21 protein-coding genes are annotated in these 22,170 nt (G+C 46.9%); 16 read left to right on the top strand and 5 right to left on the bottom strand.

Annotation, left to right across the window (positions count from 1 at the left end):
• Positions 1-208: 208 nt before the first annotated feature.
• The 8 genes from ACJJIW_RS15840 (at position 209) to ACJJIW_RS15875 (ending at position 7,223) form a co-directional block, all read left to right on the top strand.
• Positions 209-799, top strand: coding sequence for a TetR/AcrR family transcriptional regulator (locus ACJJIW_RS15840; protein ID WP_282933146.1), 591 nt, complete (start codon positions 209-211; stop codon positions 797-799).
• Positions 800-918: 119 nt separating this feature from the next.
• A complete protein-coding gene (gene curA / locus ACJJIW_RS15845) occupies positions 919-1,950 on the top strand; it encodes an NADPH-dependent curcumin/dihydrocurcumin reductase (RefSeq protein WP_444932977.1) in 1,032 nt (343 codons plus the stop codon).
• Positions 1,951-1,983: 33 nt separating this feature from the next.
• Positions 1,984-2,664, top strand: coding sequence for a type 1 glutamine amidotransferase domain-containing protein (locus tag ACJJIW_RS15850; RefSeq protein ID WP_444935675.1), 681 nt, complete (start codon positions 1,984-1,986; stop codon positions 2,662-2,664).
• A 108-nt stretch (positions 2,665-2,772) separates the two neighbouring features.
• Positions 2,773-3,363: a Fe-S biogenesis protein NfuA gene (nfuA, locus tag ACJJIW_RS15855; protein ID WP_282933143.1), complete on the top strand. Its 591-nt coding sequence runs from the start codon at positions 2,773-2,775 to the stop codon at positions 3,361-3,363.
• A 256-nt stretch (positions 3,364-3,619) separates the two neighbouring features.
• Positions 3,620-4,492 carry a patatin-like phospholipase family protein gene (locus ACJJIW_RS15860; protein ID WP_282933142.1) on the top strand — a complete coding sequence of 291 codons (873 nt, stop codon included), beginning with the start codon at positions 3,620-3,622 and terminating at the stop codon, positions 4,490-4,492.
• Between the two features lie 328 nt (positions 4,493-4,820).
• On the top strand, positions 4,821-5,690 hold the full coding sequence (locus ACJJIW_RS15865; protein ID WP_282933141.1) for a patatin-like phospholipase family protein: 870 nt from the start codon (positions 4,821-4,823) through the stop codon (positions 5,688-5,690).
• Between the two features lie 239 nt (positions 5,691-5,929).
• Positions 5,930-6,805 (top strand): patatin-like phospholipase family protein, encoded by an 876-nt coding sequence (locus ACJJIW_RS15870; RefSeq protein WP_282933140.1) that lies wholly within the window; start codon positions 5,930-5,932, stop codon positions 6,803-6,805.
• A complete protein-coding gene (locus ACJJIW_RS15875; RefSeq protein ID WP_282933139.1) occupies positions 6,789-7,223 on the top strand; it encodes a nuclear transport factor 2 family protein in 435 nt (144 codons plus the stop codon). Before ACJJIW_RS15870 ends, ACJJIW_RS15875 begins: the two co-directional genes overlap by 17 nt.
• Positions 7,224-7,306: 83 nt before the next feature.
• Here the strand turns inward: ACJJIW_RS15875 and ACJJIW_RS15880 are convergent, their stop codons facing one another.
• The 3 genes from ACJJIW_RS15880 to hrpB all read right to left on the bottom strand — a co-directional run bounded on the left by ACJJIW_RS15880 (position 7,307) and on the right by hrpB (position 11,992).
• Positions 7,307-7,633 carry a hypothetical protein gene (locus tag ACJJIW_RS15880; protein WP_444935676.1) on the bottom strand — a complete coding sequence of 109 codons (327 nt, stop codon included), beginning with the start codon at positions 7,631-7,633 and terminating at the stop codon, positions 7,307-7,309.
• Positions 7,634-8,247: 614 nt separating this feature from the next.
• Positions 8,248-9,243 carry an endo alpha-1,4 polygalactosaminidase gene (locus tag ACJJIW_RS15885; RefSeq protein ID WP_444935677.1) on the bottom strand — a complete coding sequence of 332 codons (996 nt, stop codon included), beginning with the start codon at positions 9,241-9,243 and terminating at the stop codon, positions 8,248-8,250.
• A gap of 184 nt (positions 9,244-9,427) precedes the next feature.
• Complete coding sequence (hrpB, locus tag ACJJIW_RS15890; RefSeq protein WP_444935678.1) at positions 9,428-11,992, bottom strand: ATP-dependent helicase HrpB; 2,565 nt, start codon at positions 11,990-11,992, stop codon at positions 9,428-9,430.
• A gap of 194 nt (positions 11,993-12,186) precedes the next feature.
• Here hrpB and ACJJIW_RS15895 point away from each other — a divergent pair, with 194 nt between their 5' ends.
• The 6 genes from ACJJIW_RS15895 to ACJJIW_RS15920 all read left to right on the top strand — a co-directional run bounded on the left by ACJJIW_RS15895 (position 12,187) and on the right by ACJJIW_RS15920 (position 16,104).
• Positions 12,187-12,651 (top strand): cupin domain-containing protein, encoded by a 465-nt coding sequence (locus tag ACJJIW_RS15895; protein ID WP_444935679.1) that lies wholly within the window; start codon positions 12,187-12,189, stop codon positions 12,649-12,651.
• Between the two features lie 128 nt (positions 12,652-12,779).
• Complete coding sequence (locus ACJJIW_RS15900) at positions 12,780-13,109, top strand: DMT family transporter (protein WP_444935680.1); 330 nt, start codon at positions 12,780-12,782, stop codon at positions 13,107-13,109.
• A gap of 310 nt (positions 13,110-13,419) precedes the next feature.
• On the top strand, positions 13,420-13,926 hold the full coding sequence (locus ACJJIW_RS15905) for a DoxX family protein (RefSeq protein ID WP_444935681.1): 507 nt from the start codon (positions 13,420-13,422) through the stop codon (positions 13,924-13,926).
• Positions 13,927-14,021: 95 nt separating this feature from the next.
• On the top strand, positions 14,022-14,462 hold the full coding sequence (locus ACJJIW_RS15910) for a cupin domain-containing protein (protein ID WP_444935682.1): 441 nt from the start codon (positions 14,022-14,024) through the stop codon (positions 14,460-14,462).
• Between the two features lie 171 nt (positions 14,463-14,633).
• On the top strand, positions 14,634-15,380 hold the full coding sequence (locus ACJJIW_RS15915; RefSeq protein WP_444935683.1) for a putative adhesin: 747 nt from the start codon (positions 14,634-14,636) through the stop codon (positions 15,378-15,380).
• Between the two features lie 499 nt (positions 15,381-15,879).
• Positions 15,880-16,104: a DUF2059 domain-containing protein gene (locus ACJJIW_RS15920; RefSeq protein WP_444935684.1), complete on the top strand. Its 225-nt coding sequence runs from the start codon at positions 15,880-15,882 to the stop codon at positions 16,102-16,104.
• Between the two features lie 96 nt (positions 16,105-16,200).
• Here ACJJIW_RS15920 and pcp read toward each other — a convergent pair whose 3' ends face one another.
• Positions 16,201-16,869, bottom strand: coding sequence for a pyroglutamyl-peptidase I (pcp, locus tag ACJJIW_RS15925; RefSeq protein ID WP_444935685.1), 669 nt, complete (start codon positions 16,867-16,869; stop codon positions 16,201-16,203).
• Between the two features lie 95 nt (positions 16,870-16,964).
• Positions 16,965-17,384: an ester cyclase gene (locus tag ACJJIW_RS15930; RefSeq protein WP_444935686.1), complete on the bottom strand. Its 420-nt coding sequence runs from the start codon at positions 17,382-17,384 to the stop codon at positions 16,965-16,967.
• A 277-nt stretch (positions 17,385-17,661) separates the two neighbouring features.
• Here ACJJIW_RS15930 and ACJJIW_RS15935 point away from each other — a divergent pair, with 277 nt between their 5' ends.
• Both ACJJIW_RS15935 and ACJJIW_RS15940 read left to right on the top strand, forming a co-directional pair.
• Positions 17,662-19,029 carry an efflux RND transporter periplasmic adaptor subunit gene (locus ACJJIW_RS15935; RefSeq protein WP_444935687.1) on the top strand — a complete coding sequence of 456 codons (1,368 nt, stop codon included), beginning with the start codon at positions 17,662-17,664 and terminating at the stop codon, positions 19,027-19,029.
• Positions 19,026-22,151 carry an efflux RND transporter permease subunit gene (locus ACJJIW_RS15940; protein WP_444935688.1) on the top strand — a complete coding sequence of 1,042 codons (3,126 nt, stop codon included), beginning with the start codon at positions 19,026-19,028 and terminating at the stop codon, positions 22,149-22,151. Before ACJJIW_RS15935 ends, ACJJIW_RS15940 begins: the two co-directional genes overlap by 4 nt.
• Positions 22,152-22,170: the final 19 nt, after the last annotated feature.

Here is a 22,170-nt window from a genome sequence, read left to right on the forward strand (position 1 = left end):
ATATTGTCGATCTTTTGCCGATGGTGGGAATGGCGCCAATCTTAGCACAGTCACGCCCACTCACTGGCTGCGACTTACGCCTTTTTGGTTGATCCACCACAATAACAGAGCAGTTTTGATTAAAGTTGAGCAATTTATAGATACTTCACAGCGCCTAATCACTATAAATCCCTAGACGACCGGTCTAGTTTTGCGTAGAGTGCTAGGCATGAAAAGCAGCTATGAAGATACTCGCCAACATTTGTTGGATACCGGTTATACCGTGATGGCCGTAAAAGGTTTCTCCGGTGTGGGTTTGAGTGAAATTCTCAAAACCGCCGGTGTGCCAAAGGGATCCTTTTATCACTACTTTAAGTCCAAGGAGCAATTTGGCGAGGCTCTGCTGGAAGATTATTTTCGCAGCTACCTGGAACAGATGGACGTTGCCTTTTCCTCCCGGGATCAATCTGCCGCCGATAATTTATTGGCCTATTTTGATGCTTGGCAGAAGAGTAGTGGGGAGCGTTACGATGCACACCGCTGCCTGGTGGTTAAGCTTAGCGCTGAGGTGGCAGACCTGTCTGAATCGATGCGGGTTATCCTCAGAGATGGGACTGAGCATATTATTCAGAAGCTCCAGAACTGTATTGAGCTGGCAGGGGAAGACGGTTCTCTGCCTAGCACCCTCAATGCCCGTGCCACCGCAGCTTCCCTGTACCAGCTGTGGCTGGGAGCCAGCCTGTTGGCCAAGTTAAACCGCAACGATACGCCAATGGCAGAGGCGATGCTGGCGACCCAGGAGATACTGGGAAAACACTGAGTTTTTTACTGAGCCCGCGAGGGGAAAACCGTTGCGGGTATTTTTATGGCGCCTTTCTAGACGACCGGTCTAATTTGGCGACTTTGACTTCCATTTTACGAAGTTATGGAGAATAGAGAATGCAATCGAGCGATATAAACCGCCGCCTGGTATTGGCATCCCGCCCTGAAGGTGCCCCGACGACAGATAACTTCCGCCTGGAGCATGCCCCTGTGGTCAAGCCGGAGGTCGGCGAGGTGCTGTTGCGCACAGTATTCCTATCGCTCGATCCCTATATGAGGGGGCGAATGAGTGATGCGAAGTCCTACGCAGAGCCTGTTTCACTGGGAGAGACCATGGTTGGAGGGACGGTGAGCCGTGTGGTTGAGTCCCGATTGAATGGCTTCGAGGAGGGGGATTGGATACTCGGTTATAGCGGCTGGCAGGACTACGCCATTTCTGATGGTACCGGGTTGATTAACTTGGGTAAAAATCCGGATTACCCCTCCTTCTCCCTGGGAGTGCTGGGTATGCCGGGAATCACCGCCTACTTTGGCTTGCTGGAAATTGGGGAGCCAAAAGAAGGGGAGACTCTGGTAGTTGCAGCTGCTACCGGTCCTGTGGGGGCAACAGTTGGACAAATCGGCAAGTTGCAAGGGTGCCGGGTAATCGGTGTTGCTGGAGGTGAGGAAAAGTGTCGCTATGCGGTAGAGGAGTTGGGCTTCGACCTGTGCCTGGATCACCGCGCCGAAGATTTTGTCGATCAATTGGCTGCGGCTTGCCCTGAGGGTATCGATATCTATTTTGAAAGTGTTGGTGGCAAGGTCTTTGATGCGGTGCAACCGCTATTAAATGATTTTGCGCGGATTCCTGTATGTGGGCTTATCTCTCAGTACAACGCAACCTCATTGCCGCAAGGCCCGGATCGCACCAGTTTGTTAATGCGGGATGTACTGACCAAACGCTTGAAAATCCAAGGCTTTATTATTTTCGATTACTACGAACGTTTTCATGAAGCGGTACGTACATTAAGCCAGTGGGTTGCGGAAGGCAGTATTAAATATCTTGAGGATATGGTCGAAGGGTTGGAAGAAACACCCAATGCATTTATCGGGCTTCTGGAAGGAAAGAACTTCGGCAAGTTAGTTGTGCGCATAGGAAATGATGATTGAAGCAAAGCTGACAAAGTTTATAAGGACAGAAATATGAAAATACTGATGGTTCTGACTTCCCACGATGAACTGGGGAATACCGGTAAGAAAACGGGGTTTTGGCTGGAGGAGTTTGCCGCACCTTACTACACCTTCAAGGACGCCGGTGCTGAAGTGACCCTGGCCTCTCCAAAAGGCGGGCAGCCGCCTCTCGATCCCAAGAGTGATGAGCCAGATTTTCAGACGGAGGCGACTCATCGCTTTCAGGCTGACGCCGATGCTCAGCAGGTTCTGGCCAATACCCACAAATTGGCTGATATGAATGAGTCTGATTTTGATGCAGTCTTTTATCCCGGTGGCCATGGTCCCTTGTGGGATCTTGCGGAAGACCCGGTCTCAATTGCACTGATTGAGAATTTTTTTGCTGCAGACAAGCCGATCGGTGCTGTGTGCCATGCTCCGGGCATTTTCCGTCATACCCGCCGCCAGGATGGCGCTTACCTGGTGTCGGGAAAAAGTGTGACCGGATTTGCCAACTCGGAAGAGGCTGCGGTTGAACTGGTGGATGTCGTGCCTTTCCTGGTTGAGGATATGCTCAAGGGAAATGGTGGAAACTACTCCAAAAGTGGTGATTGGGCACCCTACGTAGTGGTAGATGGCAAACTGGTAACTGGTCAAAATCCGGCCTCTTCAGAGGAAACCGCCCAGACTCTTATGGGATTTATCCCCACCTAGGAGAGTGGTGAGGCCGGTCGGTCGAAAGGGTTCCAACTGACCGGTTTCCCTTGAGTCTTTCTGAGAGTAGAATACCCGACAAAGAAGCTTGGTTATTTGAGAGCCTATATGTCTGATTTGAATGTCACTATTACTGAACCCGCTCAGGAATACCTGAAAGAGCTGTTGGCCAAACAGGACTGTGAGGGAATTGCCATTCGCATGTTTGTTTCCAGTCCCGGCACGCCTAACGCCGAGACCTGTATCGCCTACTGCCGCCCGGGAGAGGAGGAAGAAGGTGATGTGATGTTGGAAATGAACGGTCTCAAAGCTTACTTCGAAGGGCGCAGCGTTCCCTATCTGGATGATGCTCGGGTCGATTACTCTTCGGACAAGATGGGCGGGCAGCTGACGATTCGCGCGCCCAACTCCCGTATGCCGAAAATTACCGATGACAGCCCTATCCAGGACCGTATTAACTATGTTTTGTACAACGAGGTTAATCCGGGCCTGGCAGCTCACGGTGGCCAGGTAAGCCTGGTAGAAGTGACCGAGGATATGTTTGCTGTGTTGAAGTTTGGTGGCGGCTGCCAGGGCTGTGGCATGGTTGATATGACTTTGAAGGAAGGCGTGGAAAAGACTCTCAAAGAGAAAATCCCCGAATTAGCTGGCGTGAAAGATATTACTGACCACACCGACAAGTCCCAGGCCTACTACTGAGTTCCTGAGACCATTCTGAGTCGGCCAAGTGGCTCAAAAGAAAAAGGCGAACCTTGTGTTCGCCTTTTTTATTGCTGTGAACCTCTCAGGTTAGATCCCGCGTAAGCCTCCCTACGAACTACTCCCACACTGTATATATTTGAAATATTCCTCGGTGCTTTTGAGGCGCTGGGGCAATGTAAAGTGCCGGTGCAGCGATCTAGTGATTGGTCATGCTCGTGATTGCTTGTGCGCCAACTCCAGGGAAGAACAATCTATGTTTGACCAAGTGGTGTTTGCCGGTGGCGGCGTGCGCTGTACCTGGCAGATCGGCTTTTGGGAGTCGGTTGCAAAGGAGATTGATCTAGAACCGAGGGTAGTCAGTGCGGTATCTGCCGGTGCCCTAGTTGCAAGCTTAGTTTTGATGGGGAGATCGCTTGACGGAGTGGATTACTTCGTTTCAGCATTTAAAGCCAATGGGAAAAATGTCCATTGGGGCAATATGTTTCGTAAGGACCCAGTATTTCCGCACTATACAATTTATCGTCAAGCATTAAGCGACTTATTTTCTGGGGGCTTTGATCAACTTAGGGAAGCCGCAGACCTACGTATTGGAGTCAGTACTTCGCCGAAATGGCTGCCTGGTCCGATCGCGTTAATGATTGGGGCAGCTATTGATTACTCTGATACTTATATTTTCCCAAACCTTCACCCCACTACTGCACTTAAATTGGGCTTCCGCCAATCTTTTTATAAGGTTCGCCACTGTTCGGATCCTTCCCAGTTAGAGAAGCTGGTTATTACTTCATCCTGTACGCCACCTCTGACACCGCGCCTGAAACAGGGCGGTGCAGAGGTTTTGGATGGAGGGGTTGTAGATAGTGTGCCTATTGGTGGGCTGGATACTGCTGAAGGACGGGTGCTCATTTTGCTAACCCGACGTTTCCCGCAGCTGCCGGACCGTTTTACGGTACAAAAATTTAACCAGGAATGGACATATGTTCAGCCCTCTGGGCATGTTCCACTTAATGTGTGGGATTTTGCCAGTCCGGAAGAGGTGAAGGATACTTTCCGTATGGGAGTTGCAGATGGGCGTGCATTTTTAGCGGCAATTAGTGGCGAAGGGCGGTTAATTGAGAGTCCTCCCTGACGTGACTGGGGAGATCTTGAATTACTGACCGGAAGATTACGATCTTAGGATTAGGATTAGGATTAGGATTAGGTTTGCACTGAGTGTTGAGATAAAAGCGCCTTCTGTCTCAATACCAACTTGGTTTGAAAAGTGAAGTCTTTTTGATATCTATTTGTATCGAGGTGGTTAGCAAGCTTGCTGATTGTGATGTGTAACAGTTGGGAGAGAGTCATTGGTTGCGATCTCGCTTTAACGCCTAGTGGCGATAGAGGCAAAGTTCCCTGGTCTAAGTTAAATTCAAAAGTTCCCGTATTTATTCCGATAGCCTCACTTAGAGGGTGTCGTCATGTTTAATCAAATGGTATTTGGTGGCGGCGGAAGCCGTTGCACTTGGCAGCTTGGTTTTTTGCTATCGCTAAGCCGTGAATTACCGATCCGGCCGAAAGTTGTTTGCGCTGCATCCGGAGGCAGTATGGTGGCGGCACTCATGCTTACGGATCGTTGCCGTGAGGGTGTCAATTACTTTCACTCAGCTTGCAAAAAAAATGAAAGGAATTTCTACTGGAATAATTCATTTCGCAAAGAACCAATTTTCCCGCACTTTGAGATCTACCGCAAAGGAGTGCATGAATTTTTTCACGATAGTCTTGAGTCTCTGCGTCAATCTGCCGACCTCAGGATTGCAGTGACTTATCCCCCGGAATGGTTGCCTGTGCCGCTCGCACTGACGCTGGGGCTGGCAATTTTCTACTCTAACAAACATATCTTTCACGACTTGCATCCAAATACAGCGTTACATCTGGGGTTTCGCCAAATGTTTCACCCCGTGAGTAAATGCAAAGATGGGACAGATCTTGAGCAGCTTATTTTGAGTTCCTGCTGTGCCCCTCCTATATCCCCAAGGCTGTCGCTTGGTGGTGCCGAGGTACTGGATGGAGCCCTGGTAGGTAATGCTCCGGTCGCCGGCTTGGATGCTAGCAAAGGGCGGGTTCTGATTTTGGATACAGGGAGCTTTCCACACCTACCGAACAGTTTCAGCGTGCAAAGGGGGGATCAGGTGTGGACTTATGTGCAGCCTTCCAGTCCGTTGCCCATCGGGATGTGGAATTTTGCTGACCCCAGTGCGATGAGGCACACCTTGAAAATTGGGGTTGCAGACGGTTATTCCTTTCTCGATGCGCTTGTGTCCGGTAAGGAACGCCTGGTGGAAATTTGAGTATTCAGTGAGTTCAGGGTCAAGACGATCAGTTGCACAATACTTGTGATTCGATTAGCTTATGCAATTAGTTGCATATTGTTATCGTCATCAATATGTCATCATGAAGGCTGAAACTAATTGGTCATAAGTGTCGGCGGTAACGCAGAGAGCGGCCTGAAACTGCACTTGAGAGGATGTAAAACACAGAATGGACTCAGGAAGTTCCAGCCGGAAGGCTGCTGCAGGGAAGCGAGATCATGTTTGACCAAGTTGTTTTTGCCGGTGGTGGTGGGCGGTGTACCTGGCAGATTGGCTTTTGGGAGTCCATAGCCAAAGAAATTAGTCTTTCTCCGAAGGTGGTTACTGCTGTTTCGGCAGGGGGCCTAATGTCGAGCCTGGTGCTGATGGGTAAGACGGAGGAGGCTCGAGAGCATTTCTGGACCGCGTTCGAGACTAATGAAAAAAATGCTTATTGGGGAAACCTTTTTGGTAAAGAACCTGTGTTCCCCCAATATGGAATCTACCGCAATGCGATGTTAGAGCTGTTTCGGGATGGACTGGAGACCCTTCAGCAGGGCGCAGAGTTGCGAATTGCGGTTGTTCACCCACCAAAAGGTCTATCTGGAGGTTTGGCTTTTGGAGTGGGGGCCATGGCCTACTATGCCGATAAGCATTTTTTACGCAGCCTTCACCCCAAGATCGCCCAGCGCTTAGGTTTTAAGCAGCAATTTTATCGAGCCCGGGATTGTTCCAGTATTGAGGAGTTGGTGGACCTGATTTTGTGCTCCTCCTGTACGCCGCCATTCACGCCAAGACTTAAGTTGCGGGGGCGAACAGCACTCGATGGTGGGGTGGTAGATAATATCCCGGTGGCAGGATTGGATGATGGAAAGGGAAGGGTGCTGGTGTTGTTGACCCGTCGTTACGACCAGTTCCCAGACATATTTACACAGCGTAAAGGCGATCAGGATTGGACTTATGTCCAGCCCTCGAAACCGCCATTCATCAGTGTTTGGGACTACACAAGTCCAGAGCTGGCCCAAAAAACTTACGAGTTGGGGTGTGCTGATGGGAGAGAATTTTTACAAAAACAAGTGAGTGAAGAGGAAGTCTCCAATGAACAATTCCAATAAAAAAATAGCGGAATCTATTGCCCTATGGCATGAGATGGTCGCTGCACGAGATCTGAGTCGCTTGCCCGCGATCGTTGCAGAAGATGCTGTTTTCCGTTCACCGGCATTTTTTAAGCCCTACCACAGCTCCGCTGCTGTGTGCCTGATTCTCAATACGGTGATGCAGGTTTTTGAGAGCTTTGAATACGACCGTGAATTTACTACCGAATCGGGACACGATCTGGCTCTTGAATTCGCAGCCTCCATCGGTGATAAGAGCTTGAAGGGGTTGGATATTATCCGCTTTAATGATGAAGGCAAGATTATTGAATTTGAGGTGATGATACGCCCGCTCAACGCCCTGCAAAAATTGGCAGAGGAAATGTCCGGGCGGCTTTCCCAGTATGTGACTCAGTATAAGGATACTCAGCAGGCTTGATTTCTAGCAGGCAATAGAAAAGCACACAACTACTCAATTTATGGGTAATTGTGTGTTTTTCGTCAGTTTATTAATGCTTAAAATCAGCTGGTGGACTTTTGTCCAAAGCTTGATATTTCGCAGCTTGCAGAATCTGACTCTACATAGCGAACAAACATCTTTGAGTTAGCTGCTTTAGCAGCTAAGACTGTTGACCAGAATCGATTTTTACTTTCAGTGGTAGCTGAATCCAAATGGAAGGATGTACAGATGTTATTGGTGTCATCTGCAACATTGAAGACTTTAATTGCTCCGTTATCGGTGTAATTTTCAAGCTTCCAGTCTGATGGTATTACATCTATCTCTCCTGCAAACACGGTAGATGAAAAAATAACTGTAAGTACTATCGAGTTAAGAATATTTTTATACATAGGATTTTTTTGAATCAATTTGTATGCAGGGTTGAGATGATATAAATTTTCTTGGGGGTTGGCTAGAATCTTATTCAGTTAGCAGCCAAGTATCATGTAATTTTCAGTTGAACTAATGAATATCAACCATATGAGGCGTTGTCGTGCTTTTCCTCGTTGGAATCGTGCTGCAAACAACATCATCTCTTCTCTTTCTACAAAGCAGACTTTTTCCCTTTATCACCCCTCAATGTCTTCGGAAGTGGTCTGTAAAACCCTTTCTGAGGTTGCTTGAAAGTTGGTGACAATTTCATTGCAGTTAACATAGGTCTCCGCATTTCTTGCTAACAAAAAGCTTGTAAGTAATATGCTCTGTAAGCGTCTACTTATAAGTTGTTTTCTCTTTGTATTCTGCAAGGTGCAGTGAGCATTATATAAGTGATTTGTTGAAATCAGGGCGATAGGGGTTTCAATAAGGGGGGGTAAATTTTAATACAGGAGTTCCATTTGGCTACTTTACTATGTAATGCCTGTGTTTGGTTGTTCTTATTCGTCTATTTGTTCGGGTGAACGGTCATTGTACGAATAGGGCTAGCCTTAATCGGTTGTTTTGGGGGCCGGTCTCTTTTGGGCGGTTAGTAATCGCTTGAATCGAAGTATTCAAATGCATCGATTCCATCCATATAGGCCCCATCGAATCCAGCATCAACGATCATATAAATGTAAGAGTCATCATTGCCGAAAATAATTTTTTGCCAGCCCTGTTGCCAATACTTCACGTAGTAATTACCGGGTTCACCTGGTACTTCTCCCAGTAACCATTCGGGTGGGGTGTTGTACCAATAGGACTTCCAATAGTAGCGATAATCTTGTGCTTCGCCGATATTGATATAGGCCAGCACCAAGCGCCGTCCACCATTTTCTTTTTCTTTGAGCTGCTCAATTTGTTCCTGGGTGTAAGTTTCGCCGTTAAAGAAGAAATCGATAATCAGGATGTCGTAATTGGTTTCACTTAATGCGTCGACAAACTCTTCAGGTGTTGAGTAAAGGCGTGGATTGATAATGTTTATAAAGTTGCTGGCTTCTCCGAGGCTATCAATGTCACGTGAATTTACATTGAATGGCTCATCGGGGTATGGAGGGATATTATCCAGGGCTTCACTGTCTGCAGCAAAAGAAATATACCCTGCATCTTCATTATCCTGATATGAATCGTCAACATTCCGGATAATGCTGGCAAAATCCGTTATTAGGATTTGATCTCCTTCATCTTTTGCCAAATCAAGATAAGTTTGCAAGCGCCGGGTTTCAGACGTGCTGGTTGGTTCATCGACAATGCCATTTGCCCCAAAAAACAGGGCTTCCTGAGCAATGCCGTCTGTGGCATTCAGGTAGGTTTCATCCACAGGCCCCGTGGTAGTTGTCGTCGTCGTAATTAACTTAACCCCATTTTGGGGAACAATGAGAAAGTGGCGATTGATACCCTTGGCGTAGGTGCTTATATCTTCTACCAGATAACGCATTTCCTTGTCGTAATCAGTAGATTTTTGATTTATGTCATCGGGAAGGTCATCAAGACTACAGCTTAGTATCATTAGCGGACTAAAAAATGACAAAAGTATCCGGCGCAAAATACATCTCCATTGCTACAAATGATAGTTTTTCTGACCTTAAGATATTGCTGTAGGCCAAAATCACTGGCACAAGCTCCTATCTTATGCTGCGGGGTAAGCTATCTAATTAATGCTGAATGATAACTTAACCGCCGCTCAGAAAAACTGTTTTTCTGCCACTGCGGCAGGAAATTGAAGAGGGTTATTTCCCCATATCCATTCTCTTCTTCGTCTTTGTAGTAGCTTTAGCCGTCAGAGGATCATCGGGCCAGTAATGTTTCTGGTATTTAATACGCAACTCCTTTTTTACCTCTTGGTAAGTATTGGCCCAGAAATTCACCAAGTCACGGGTAATTTGAACGGGGCGACGTGCCGGAGAGAGCAAATGAATCATCAGTGGATAGCGATTCTTTAAAATTGTTGGAGTTTGTGCCAATCCAAACAGTTCCTGCAGGCGCACTGCCAGAATAGGTGGGGTTTCTCCATAGTCGATACTAATCCGGGAGCCGCTAGGGACCAGGTAGTGGGTGGGGACCAAGTCATCAAGTTTTTGTTGTAGTCCCCACTCAAGCTGTCCTCGCAAGATGTTATGCAAGTCCAGCTGCCCCACCTGCTCAAGCCTGCTGAGCCCCTGCAAATGAGGAAGCAGCCAATTCTCCATGGTCTCCAAAAGAGCGTCATCACTCCAATTTGGTACTAAAGTGTCGCCTAGTAAATCCTCACACTCTTTACTTTGGCGCAGAAATTCAATTCGAAAGCGCAATTGGTTAGTTTCTGTATTCCAGGGGAGGGAAGACAGGCCTTTCTTACGTATGGCTTCCAGTAATGCGCGGCTGAGGGTTTCCTGTGGGATATCTGCAGCCGGCCGTTGGTGTAAAACCAGTGCCCCCAATTGCGTTTGCTGGAGGGCGATAGCCCGGCCGCTAGTCTCGTCCCAGCGAACTGAAATCTCTTCTTTGATTTGTGTGGCGAAGCACGACCGTAAAGCGGGCAAGGAGATTTCAGCTGCCAGTTGGATGCGTGCGTCGCGGCCCTGGCCATCTAGATCAGCAATGACCAGGTATTCGTTCAAGGAAAGGGCGTCATCATGGGAAAAGTGTGCACCTCTGCCACTGGAGAGTAGAAATCGACGGGCAGAGTCCTTGCGAGTTTTTGCGATCCGGTCTGGATAGGCCAGTCCAAGCAAGGCGCCAATTTCATCTGAATGGTCGATGGGTGGTGAAACGCAGTTTGCGCTTGGCACAATCTTCTTTAATTGAGAGCCCCAGCTTTTGGATTGCTGGCGTACTCTATGCACCGTGCCGCGATCTACCCGGTAATCAGAGCCTTGGGATTGAAGAGCCTGAATTCGCTTATTGATATCCCGATCCCATCGGGCCTCGCCACGGAAAATATCCCGCTCAGATAGCAGTGCTGCCAGCAGGCAGGCTTGCTCCTGTAGGCCCCAGTCCACACTGGCAACTAACATATGTGCGAGGCGGGGATGGGCGCCAAAGGCCAGCATGGTGTTACCGTGTGGGGTAATGCGCAGTTTGTCATCCAGTGCACCCAGTTGCTGTAAGAGCTGCTGAGCCTGAGCCATGGGTCCAGGGGGCGGTGTGTCGAGCCAGCTGAGCTCGCTGACATCAGTAACTCCCCACTTGGCCAATTCAAGTGCTAGGGGGGCGAGATCACTGCGAGTTATCTCCGGTGTATTTTTGGCACTTAGTGACCGCTGCCGACCCTCGCTCCAAAGTCGGAGGCAGTATCCCGCGTTGAGGCGCCCAGCTCGCCCCGTACGCTGAGTGGCTGAAGCTTGTGAAATCGTACTTGTCACCAGGCGGTTCATACCGCAGTTAGGATTAAAGCGCGACTCGCGCATCAGCCCCGAGTCGATAACTATTCGAATACCTTCAATAGTCAGACTGGTTTCGGCCACGTTAGTGGCCAGTACAATCTTTCGTGTATCCGGAGCAGTTGGCGCTATTGCCTGGTCCTGTTGCTCGCGACTCAGGTCCCCGAAGAGTGGAGAGATAGTGATGGGTCCCTTCGGAGTCATTTCCGTCAGGCGTTCCTTTAGCAGGACTTCAACTTGCTTGATTTCTGCGACACCAGGCAAAAAGGCGAGAATACTGCCTTCTTCTTTATCTAAGGACTCGACAATTTTCCTGGTCATCAGCGCGGGGATCTGACGCTTGTCTTCAAGCTCTTCATTAGGATTCAAATACTCAATATTGACGGGGTAGCTGCGCCCTTCGCTAGAAATGATAGGCGCATTATTTAGAATCGAAGACACACCGCTGGTATCCAGTGTGGCGGACATCACCAGAATTTTCAGGTCCTCGCGAAGATACTCCTGGGATTGTAGGCATAAGGCGAGGGAGAGATCTGCTTGCAGGCTGCGCTCGTGAAATTCATCGAAAATTACCAGGGCTGTTGATTGAAGCTCCGGATCTGCTTGCAAAAGCCGAGTAAGGATTCCTTCGGTGACAACCAATATCTTGGTTTTACCGGTTGCTCGGCGCTCCCCTCGAACCTGGAAGCCAATAGTCTCGCCAACCTCTTCTCCTAGCTGAGCTGCCATACGAGCTGCTGCTGTCCGCGCTGCCAGGCGGCGCGGTTCTAACATAATAATTTTCCTTTCGTTTAACCATGGCGCGTCTAAAAGAGCGAGTGGTACAGCAGTTGTTTTGCCTGCCCCTGGTGGCGCCTGAAGAACAACATTACTGTGCTCATCTAAGGTTTGGAGCAATTCGGGAAGGGTGCTTTGAATAGGTAATACTGACATGGGCGGGATTATAGTGACTTCACGATGCGGGTGATACCAAATTCAATAAGGATATCTGGTCCGAGCATAGATTTTTCAGGCTTGAAGATCATGTGCAATGGTCTGGCAATACCGGACTAAAAGTACATAAGGGGGGCTACTTTGTTGGTGCTATATTGCCCTCAGGCACCGCCATAATAGTTAGGGACAGCGCTATGACATTAAATATCCGCAGAGTGGTAACCGGGCATAATTCACAAGGTGAGCCTGTGGTATTAATGGATGATCGAGGTTTATACACAAGCCAATGGCGACCCCAGATGTCTCAACAGCAGTTGTGGACTACAGAGGATCTACCTGTAGCGCTGATAGACGATGGTGAGGATAAAGGGGCGCGCGATGTGGTCGGAACCACGATTCCCGGTGGTTCTGTCTTTAAGGTGGTAGAGTTTGGTCCTGGAGTTACCCCTCGGCTACATCGGACCGATAGTATTGATTATGCAGTTGTACTATCTGGTGAAATTGAGATGGAAATGAAAGAGGGGCTATCGGTAAAGTTATGCGCTGGAGACACTCTTGTTCAGCGTGGCACGGTTCACAACTGGGTCAACCGGGGTGAAAAACCCTGTGTTATCGCATTTGTTTTGTTGAGTTCTACAGGCCATGCTGCTTACGGCTAGGTTGTGTGGGCCTGTGGTGAGCCTAAATCTTCTGTAATTAGTTGTTATTGATAGTTGGGTTGCTATTAGTTAATTTGGATTGTTTAGGCTGGAAAAAGCCAAATTATAATAATTTTTTGGGGTTTATTTTGTCTTACTTGTTTTTATTTTTTGCGATTGTCACTGAAGTTACAGCTACCTTGCTGCTTAAAGCTTCCAACGGCTGGGAAAAGTGGTGGTTGGGAATGGGGTCTATATTTTTCTATTCCCTGGCGAGTCTATTTCTAGCTTTTGTGCTAAAAAATATGAATGTTGGGATGACTTATGCTATTTGGTCTGGTGTGGGTATTGCACTTGTTTGTGCAGCCTCTGTTTTTATTTGGCAGCAAAAATTTGATGTCTACGCTATCTGTGGTGTTGCTCTGATATTTATGGGGACGGCTCTGATTACGATAAAATCTAGTGTATTTGAACATTAGGTCTTTTAGGTGGATATTTTGGGGCAGTTTTTAGGAGTGCGTTACCAGAGAAAAGTTGGTGGCATTGGTTTGTAAAGTGTGTGCATTGGTAGACTTTCTGGGCTTTTCCTAAAACTGGTTTCGGGGTGAATTTTGACGTGCCTCTATTGTCACTTGGAGGAGTCTGGATTTCTTTAAGCGTGCTTGAGGTGTGAGGTAGCTCTTATAACGCATGAAGGTAAGGTTGTCCTATTATATAAGTAGTTCTGAAATCTTATAAGATCTCTCTCAAGAGGTGGGCATAGCATTGGCTGGGCTAGGGATGGTTTATATGGAACCGGATGCTTGTGAAACTTATGAGACTGCAGTTGATTTACAGCTAGCCTTGATTCGGATTTATATCGGATTTACTTTTGTTCATCACTTTACAGAGAAGTTTGGCCTGCTGGGCGCAGACGCTTTCAATAATGTTGTGCATTACTTTGAAGGTATTGGATACTCACCTTCAATGGTAATTATTTCTGGCATTTTTGAATTTTCCGCATTTGTTGGATTTACCTTTGGTTTATTCACAAGATTTGCCGCTGCTGGAACAGCATTCTATTTGATAATTGCCTTATTTGAGGGGAGGCATAACCTTGCGGGTTTTTCATGGGTAAGCCATGTCAGTGGTATAGATATTAATGGCAAAATACAAACAGTTTATGGTGGTTGGGAATATCCACTTTTTTGGGCGTTTATTTGCTTTTCTTTTGTGCTGACGGGGGGCAGAAAGTGGTCTGTAGATCAATACTTGAGGACGACGAACTCTTTGATATTACAATTTCTCAGTAGGTGACGCGAGTTTTCTGTGGAAATGAGTGATTTGTAGTTAATCATGACTTGGTCAATGAAAGAGCTTTTGGACATTGATGATTAAACAAGGGATCTATAATGGAAAAAGGTGAGTCGATTTTCCAGGAGTTCTATCATCTTTGGTGTGATAGAAGTGGAGGGTCAAGGACCACGGTAGAGTATTTGACAGGCTTTGATTTGATGCAATATTCCAATCCAGCACCTGAATATCATTGCCGTGATGTACCAAAAGTTAGTCGTAGTGAGTTTGCAATTTTGCCTCCGGGGTGGGAAAGTGATTTTCACTCTACTCCGAACCCTCAGTGGGTTATTACTTTATCTGGTCGCTGGCGTACGACAACTCGAGATGGTGTTGTGGCAACCTATATGCCAGGAGATGTTCATTTTGGAGGGGATATCCTTGTCAGTGGAACAGATGTTGATCAGCAAGGACACTGTACAGTTAATCCCTCTAAAACGGATCCTGTAAAACTGCTTATATTAATTGTTGATTCATTGCTTGCTATTCCTGAAGAGTAAACATCCGTTTATTTGATAGATTCTAGGTTATATTTCCTGTGGCTATTGAAAGTTTTTTTTGATTTGAAAATAGCATATTTACATTCATTTACTTCTCTGGTTTAGTGGGATACGATTTTCCTCGATATAATTTTATTTGTAAACTTTGGCTTTAAAGGCTGGGGAGGGTTTATGTCGACAAAGGAGTTTTTTCGTAATGTAAGAGGTGCTTTGAAAGATTATTTTGGTAATAAGGCAATCGCACTTTGGCACACTTTTGATGATTCTGAGGTGGCGGCAGCTGGATATTACCAGTGTGTAGACCTTGACGGACGCGCCTGGTTATGGACTCCTCGTGGGATGGCAACAAACAGGTTAATTATAACCGCTCACGGGCTTCGCAGAACCAACACCAGTTTCAAAATAGAGTATAACGTTAACCTACATTTTTACTCGCGCGATAAATTTAGTGTAAATGACCCAGGTCTCGCCAGGTTTTATTCTCGAGGAGCCAATTCAGTTGAAGATCTAGGGATTAATGATCCTTGCTTTAACTACATTCTTACAAAATATACTAGTGGCGCTACAAATAGGCACAATACTAATAATGAAACTTATACTTCGGTTAATGCAATTATGTCGCACAATAATAGTGATAGTCGAAGACGTAGAATTCAAAATGCTAATAACATCGGAATGGTTGCCAAGGCGAATAGTATCCAGTCCTTTCAGCCGCCCAGTATTCTAACCATTAGAAATAGACAGTTTATGGCAGCAGTAAACCTGAAATGGGTTCTGGATACTCTGGAGAGAAAAGGGCATCATTTTAATGATATTGATTGTCTTTTCTGTAGAAATACTCTTTGGACAGGAGCAGTAGCTGTGATGTCCGGACTGTCTGGAGGGGATAAATATAGTGATGATGTTGCAATAAATTAGTACTAGAAGGGTTTATTTTGTAGTGCCGGTAGGGTCTGTTTTTCATGTGGTAAGAACATTTAGTGATCTACTCGGTGCTTTGAGTTATTTCGTTGACCTTTCTTTCTTTGTTGGAACTGTATGTTGATTACATAAAGATTGCTAGTAGGGATAATATGACCTTACTTTCTTCACCGAAAGTAAGGTTTTTATTTAAAAAAGAAAATTGGGGTGATTTCAATAAAGAAGTTGTTGTTGGGGGTATTTTAGGCGTTTTGTCATTCGGGGGCTAGCAAAGGACAGTAAACGTGAAAGCGTTAAAGAGCTGCTGGAAGTATCAAATGCTGAGGCCATGGTCGATACCATCTATGCGCAAATGGACCAGATGTTTGGAGCTTCGTCAGTCAATTGGCGGTAGGGTCTTCAGAGCGCGAGCTTTTTGAGCAGCATATGAAAAAACTTGTACTTTTGTGAAGGAAGAAATGAATTGGGAGAAAATTAAAGAGCTAATGATTGATGTGTGCCTGAAACATTACTCCGAAGAAGAAGTTCAAGATATACTGGCTTCCGGACTGAAACTGGCCAGTCGATGCTGGTTAAAATGCCTACGGTGATGAATGACTCAATGGCTATTTCGCAGCAGATAGTGCAAAGTTTTATACCAAAGCTAAGGGAGCTTTCTATGGCCTTTAAGGCGGATTTAGAAGAACAAAGAAGCGTTGCGAGTGAGACAGTGCAAAATTGATACTTCAATACTTTCTAGGGACTTATAAAAGTGGGGGGCCTAGAGAACCAGTGAGGGGAACCCCCTCACTTTATACCCCTAAACAGTTCAATTTGATTAGATTTGTAAGTGAGAAGGGATCGGATCGTCAGTGTCGCGCGGGTTAGCTAGTGCGGCTTCAATGGCGGCCTGTATTCCAAGGGCGGCAGTTTCTTTTGACATGCTGGGATTACCGATATTTTCGGGCAGTGCGGCAATCTGGGGTAGTTGAGGAAGATGTATCCAGCCGGCAGGGATATTCAGCTGATTAGTTGCAATATAGTGAAGCGCGCCATACATCATATGGTTGCAACAAAAAGTACCCGCAGTATCAGAAATATCGGCAGGAACACCAATATCGCGCATTGCCATAACCATTGCGCGGATAGGGAGTGTGCTGTGGTAAGCGACAGGACCATTTTGTACAGTCGGCTCACCCTGCATTTCAACTCCCCGGTTATCTTTTAGGTTATACCTGGTGGAATCATTATAATTTTGTGCAATTCTCTCAGCCGTAATGATTGCACGGCCACTGTACTCTCCTAACATCACCACTAATTGCGGTTCTGTTTTTTCAATAGCATCCGTGACAACTTCAATACTCTCAAAAAAGTTATTGGGTATCAAATGACCGTGAATATCACCATTGGCTATTCGTGTTCCGTCCAGCATACGCATAACTGATTCCGCTGGATTTATCGGTGTGTTACCGAAAGGCTCAAAGCCAGTCAATAAAACTTTTGCCATAGAGGTGTTATCGTAAATGGATACAGAAAGGTTAATATGTTGTTAGTTGTCAAAGGTAGCGCTGTGTAGTCTACCTTTGACTGGTTCGTGGTCGGCTATTCAACTAAGCCTAATTGCTCCAGGAAGGTATATTTATCCCAGTCCACCCAACTTTCCACCATTTTTCCATCTTTATATCTGTCAGTATGTACGCCAGTCCAGCTACTGGTTTTTCCTGTAGCTTCATACTGAAGAAACTTGCCGGTATGGGTAGCGGTTATTCTCCAGCGTGTGCAGACGTAATCTCCCTCAGAAATTTGCAACAGAATTTCTAACTTTGTATTGGAGAATCCCTTGTGAAAATCTGCGACAAGTTGCTGCCACCCTTTTACTGTGAGTGCTGAAGTGTCGCCTCCAGCATAGGGCATTTGGTGGTTTTTATAATCCGGTGATAAATAATCTGTCGCTTTGTCGGGGAAGTTGTCCCCCCACAATTCTAGTATCGCTTTTGATGTCTCTTTGTGATTGTTCGCCATTTTTGTCCCACTGTCAGTTAGGTCGGAATTTGGTAGCCCAAGCATAGTTCAGTGAATTTAAGGGGGGAGCGAATCGAAGTGGGATTAGATTCAATATTGATAGTCGATTGATATGAGTTGGCGCAGATTACATGATAAATAAATATATTGAGTAACTACTTTAAGCTTTACAGGGTGTTGTGCGTTCTGCGAACTTTAATAGAGTATTCAACTGCTGGGTTTTAGTGGCACTAGGCTTTTTAAGGTCTGGTTCGGCCAGTTCTTTATGGGTAAAACTATGACAAGTAGCGCAATCAAAGCCTTACTAAAGCGTCGTCGAATGCTACCCGTTTTGATACTTGGTGGAATTTTAATGGCTATGTCGCTGGTGGCCAGTCGACAGAAACCACAAAGATACGAAGGGCAAGTTCCGGAGCTGCTGGTGGAGGCCATCGAAGTGAAGCGAATGCCTATTCGAGCTGAAACTGTTGCTTTTGGAGAGGTGATGCCGAGCCTTATCCTTGAGGCAAACTCTGAAGTTGGTGGTCGAGTGGTTTCAGTGTCGGCTGATTTGGAACCTGGCGCAATAATATCTGCCGGGGCACCAATCCTAAATATTGACGAAACCAGCTATCAATTGGCCGTTGCTCAAGCGGAGAGTGACCTGGCTGTTTATCGCGCAAAATTGCAAGAACTGAAGGTTGAAAAGGCTAATAGCCAGCGTTCGTTGGAAATAGCTCAGAGGACACTGGAATTAGGGGAACAGGAATTACAGCGAAAAGAGCAGTTGGCGGTTAAGGGGATTGTTTCTCACTCTGCGGCTGATGCGGAGGAGCAACGGGTATTGAAGTTGCGACAAGAAGTTGAACTTCAAAATGGTAATCTCTCCCTCTTTCCCACTCGTAGGCAGGTGATAAAGGCCCAGATAAGTCGTGCTGAAGCGCTGCTTGGTGAAAGTCGCTACCAGTTATCGCGAACCCGGATAAGCCTGCCCTATAACGTGCGGATCGGTGATGTCTATGTGGAGGCTGGCCAGTCTGTTGCCCATGGGACTCGGCTTTTTGTCGCTTATGGCATGGATCAGGTGGAGGTTTCAGCCGAACTGACAATGGCTCAAATAGTGCCTCTTTTTCGGAGTATTGAATCTCCCAGTGATCAAACTCTCTCGCCTGATGACTTCTCAGATGCCTTATTGGGATTGGAGGCCAGGGTTGGACTGGTAGGTGGTATTAAGCCGGTGGAATGGCGGGGCAGGGTAGTGAGAGTTGGAGGTACCATGGATACCACAAGTAGAACTCTCTCCGTAGTGGTTGCAGTGGATAACCCTTATCGAAATATAGTAGCCGAGGGTCGGCCGCCCCTATTTCGTGGTATGTATGCCCGGATTAAGCTTATTGCACCTCCTTCGCCAGCTTTGGTTATCCCTCGCAGAGCCATGCATGAAGGGCGGGTCTACTTGGCTGAAAATAATCAATTGAAGATTCGTACCATAACGGTGGACTACTACCAGGGTGATCTAGCTGTTGTGCGCTCTGGCTTGGTGCCTGGAGATCTGGTGATAACTACTGATGTTATCCCAGCAATCAGCGGGACGGCAGTATCTGTCATCGATATCAAAAAGGGAGTTTCAGACTTGACCGTGGCAGTAGAGGAAGTTGGCGAGTGATTCGCTTTTTTGCGATCCACCCAACTGCTGCCAATTTGCTTATGGTGGGTTTGATGCTGGCTGGCTTTTTCGTATTGCCGACGATGAAGCGAGAGACTATGCCGGAAATCGACAAGTTCGAAGTACAAGTCTCAGTATTTTATCCTGGTGCAGCTACCGCTGAGGTCGAAGACAGTATCTGCCTCCCTCTCGAAGAGGCAACGGATGGCATCCCATTTATTGATGAGCGCCGTTGTGAAGCTGCAGACAATCTTGGTGTGATGAAGCTGAAAATGCTGGAAGCAGGTGATATGGGGCAGTTTCTTGCCGACATTGAATCTGCGATAGATGCGATAGATTCCCTTCCGGCTGAGAGCGAAAGACCAGCAGTAGAAGAGCTGGGACGTACCCAGCCGGTGGTGAGTGTTGCCCTAAGTGCAGATTTGCCTTTGATCCAGCTCAACCAATTGGCCGAGCACTATCGCCGAGAGTTACTTCGTCATCCGCTGGTGTCCATTGTCAAAATTTCCGGTTTTTCAGACCATCAATTGCAAGTGGAAATTTCAGATTACAATTTGCGACAGTATGGACTGAGTGTTGCCGATCTTGCCGCAATTATCGATAAGCAGGCAATTGATATGCCCGCCGGTAAGGTAACTGCACCCGATCGGGAGTATCAGGTTCGTTTTACCGAAAAGCGGCGCACCGCAGCTGAGCTTGAAGAGCTTATTGTTGTCAAAGGAATGGATGGCGCAGAGGTGCGCTTGGGTGATATTGCCACAATCCACGACAGTTTTGAAAAGGAGGAGGACAAAATCACTTTTGATGGGCAGCGAGCCGCATTGCTTGTTGTTCAGAAAAATAGCGTGGATGACAGTTTGAGGGTGTTGGAAGCGGTTCGCGAATTTGTACAAGCGGAAAATGCCCGTTTGCCGGAAGAAATGCGGTTGATTCTTACTCAGGATAGCGCCTCAATTGTTGCTGATCGTTTAAGGATGATTATTACCAACGCCTGGCAAGGGCTTGTTCTTGTTGCGCTGACCCTTTATTTGTTTTTTAGCGGGCGATATGTGTTTTGGGTGGTGATGGGCTTGCCCGTTTCATTTCTCGGCGCCTTTGCTGTGATTACTGCTTTGGGTATATCCATCAATATGATCAGCTTGGTGGGGCTGCTGATTGCAATTGGCATCTTGATGGATGATGCCATTGTGGTTTCGGAAAGTATCGCCACCGAATACCGGGATGGCCGTACACCTCTTCAGGCGGTGGTTATCGGAACCAAGCGTGTTGCAAGGGGGGTTATCTCCTCATTTGTTACTACCGTGATCGTTTTTTCTGGATTAGCTTTTATCAAAGGGGACATGGGGCAGGTCCTCAAAGTTTTGCCAGTTGTTTTGATCTCTGTACTAGTGGTTAGCCTGATTGAAGCCTTTCTTATTCTCCCCGCCCATTTGCGTCATGCCCTTTCGCACAAGGAAAACCCATCAGCCTGGAAAGTCGCTTTTGCTCAGCGATTTGAGTTGTGGAGAGAGTATGTCGGGCGTGTCGCTGATAAAGCGGTTGAATACAGATATGCTTTTGTCGGCGGCGTAGTGGGACTATTTTTTGTTACGGTGAGTTTACTTCCTGCGGGGTTAGTTAAATTCCAAGGGTTTCCTACATTGGAGGGAGATTTACTACAGGCCCGAATTCTAATGCCCCAAGGAACCTCCCTCGTAGAAATGGAAAAGCTGGTGGCGTATCAGAAGAAGGCCCTGTATTTAGCTGCTGGAAACCTCTCAGGGAAAGAGGTAGCGCCACTTATCGAGCACATTAGTGTTACTTACGGTGTGAATGGCGATGCTTTTGAGAGTGGAGCTCATGTAGCCACAATAAATGTCGACCTACTGGCTGCAGAGGTTCGCCATACAAGTATCAGTGAGTTACGTCAGGCCTGGAGTAAGGCTGCTGGCGATATACCTGGTGCGATCGCGATTTTGTATAAGGAGCCATCGCCTGGTCCAGCTGGACGAGCTATTTACCTTCGCTTGGCCGGGCTGGATATTGATCAGCTAAAAGGAATATCTATACGTCTACAAAACTGGCTGCGCAGTTACGAAGGCGTGGTGAATGTACTGGATGACCTGCGTCCTGGTAAGCCACAGCTGACGGTCCGAATGCGGGAGGGGGTTTATGCTTCTGGTATTGATGCCAGTGTTGTGGCCACTCAATTGAGAGCCGCCTATCAGGGCACAGAGATTGATGAAGTGCAGTATCAGGGAGAGACTTACGAAATTCGTGTTCGAATGGATGAGCCATCTCGCAGTGCTCTGTCACGATTTGACGAGCTTGTCATTATCCACCCTGAGACAAGGCAGCGTGTACCCTTGATGGCAATTGCCGATATTGAAATGCACCGGGACTATGCGCGTATCCAGAGAATAAATGGTGAGCGTGTTGTTACGGTCTTTGCAGATGTTTTTACAGAGAGGGCCAATGCTAGTGAAATTCTGCTGGATACCCAACAGAACTTTTTTGCACCATTGGAGCAGGAATTTCCGGGCCTAAGGGTAACCATGAAGGGAGAGATCGAAAATAGTCTCATTACAGGTCTATCGATGGGTAAGGCCTTGTTGATCGGGGCAATAGGAATTTATTTACTACTGTCGCTTCAATTTCGTAGTTATACCGAACCTGTAATTGTGATGATGGCGATTCCTCTGGCGTTAATAGGTGTAGTCTGGGGACATATTATTATGGGACAGAATATGACGATGCCCAGCATGATGGGATTTGTCTCTCTCACTGGAATTGTGGTGAATGATTCAATCCTGTTAGTAGAGTTTGTGAAGCTTCGCGTCCGAAAGGGAATGGACGTTCACACGGCGGCGAGTCAAGCCAGTCGCGACCGGTTCAGGGCTATTTTCCTTACCTCACTGACAACAGTGGCCGGATTGTTGCCACTGATGTTCGAAACCAGCCTTCAAGCCCAGATACTGATTCCACTGGTAACCAGTATTGTATTTGGGATAAGTAGTTCAACCGTTTTGATTCTGTTAGTCCTGCCAGCCCTTTATGGCATTCTCAAGGACTTTGGCTTAACTGAGCGAATTCAGGAGCAGCTAGATCGATTACCTGAAGATATCGCCGCTTCTACGACCTAAAGCACCCGGATAATCTTGA

The sequence above is a fragment of the Microbulbifer maximicatervae (SeqCode) genome (assembly GCF_052467815.1).

Coding starts and splice junctions, on each gene's coding strand:
- ACJJIW_RS15840 (WP_282933146.1), top strand. CDS start 209: ATGAAAAGCAGCTATGAAGATACTCGCCAACATTTGTTGGATACCGGT.
- curA (WP_444932977.1), top strand. CDS start 919: ATGCAATCGAGCGATATAAACCGCCGCCTGGTATTGGCATCCCGCCCT.
- ACJJIW_RS15850 (WP_444935675.1), top strand. CDS start 1,984: ATGAAAATACTGATGGTTCTGACTTCCCACGATGAACTGGGGAATACC.
- nfuA (WP_282933143.1), top strand. CDS start 2,773: ATGTCTGATTTGAATGTCACTATTACTGAACCCGCTCAGGAATACCTG.
- ACJJIW_RS15860 (WP_282933142.1), top strand. CDS start 3,620: ATGTTTGACCAAGTGGTGTTTGCCGGTGGCGGCGTGCGCTGTACCTGG.
- ACJJIW_RS15865 (WP_282933141.1), top strand. CDS start 4,821: ATGTTTAATCAAATGGTATTTGGTGGCGGCGGAAGCCGTTGCACTTGG.
- ACJJIW_RS15870 (WP_282933140.1), top strand. CDS start 5,930: ATGTTTGACCAAGTTGTTTTTGCCGGTGGTGGTGGGCGGTGTACCTGG.
- ACJJIW_RS15875 (WP_282933139.1), top strand. CDS start 6,789: ATGAACAATTCCAATAAAAAAATAGCGGAATCTATTGCCCTATGGCAT.
- ACJJIW_RS15880 (WP_444935676.1), bottom strand. CDS start 7,633: ATGTATAAAAATATTCTTAACTCGATAGTACTTACAGTTATTTTTTCA.
- hrpB (WP_444935678.1), bottom strand. CDS start 11,992: ATGTCAGTATTACCTATTCAAAGCACCCTTCCCGAATTGCTCCAAACC.
- ACJJIW_RS15895 (WP_444935679.1), top strand. CDS start 12,187: ATGACATTAAATATCCGCAGAGTGGTAACCGGGCATAATTCACAAGGT.
- ACJJIW_RS15905 (WP_444935681.1), top strand. CDS start 13,420: ATGGAACCGGATGCTTGTGAAACTTATGAGACTGCAGTTGATTTACAG.
- ACJJIW_RS15910 (WP_444935682.1), top strand. CDS start 14,022: ATGGAAAAAGGTGAGTCGATTTTCCAGGAGTTCTATCATCTTTGGTGT.
- ACJJIW_RS15915 (WP_444935683.1), top strand. CDS start 14,634: ATGTCGACAAAGGAGTTTTTTCGTAATGTAAGAGGTGCTTTGAAAGAT.
- pcp (WP_444935685.1), bottom strand. CDS start 16,869: ATGGCAAAAGTTTTATTGACTGGCTTTGAGCCTTTCGGTAACACACCG.
- ACJJIW_RS15930 (WP_444935686.1), bottom strand. CDS start 17,384: ATGGCGAACAATCACAAAGAGACATCAAAAGCGATACTAGAATTGTGG.
- ACJJIW_RS15935 (WP_444935687.1), top strand. CDS start 17,662: ATGACAAGTAGCGCAATCAAAGCCTTACTAAAGCGTCGTCGAATGCTA.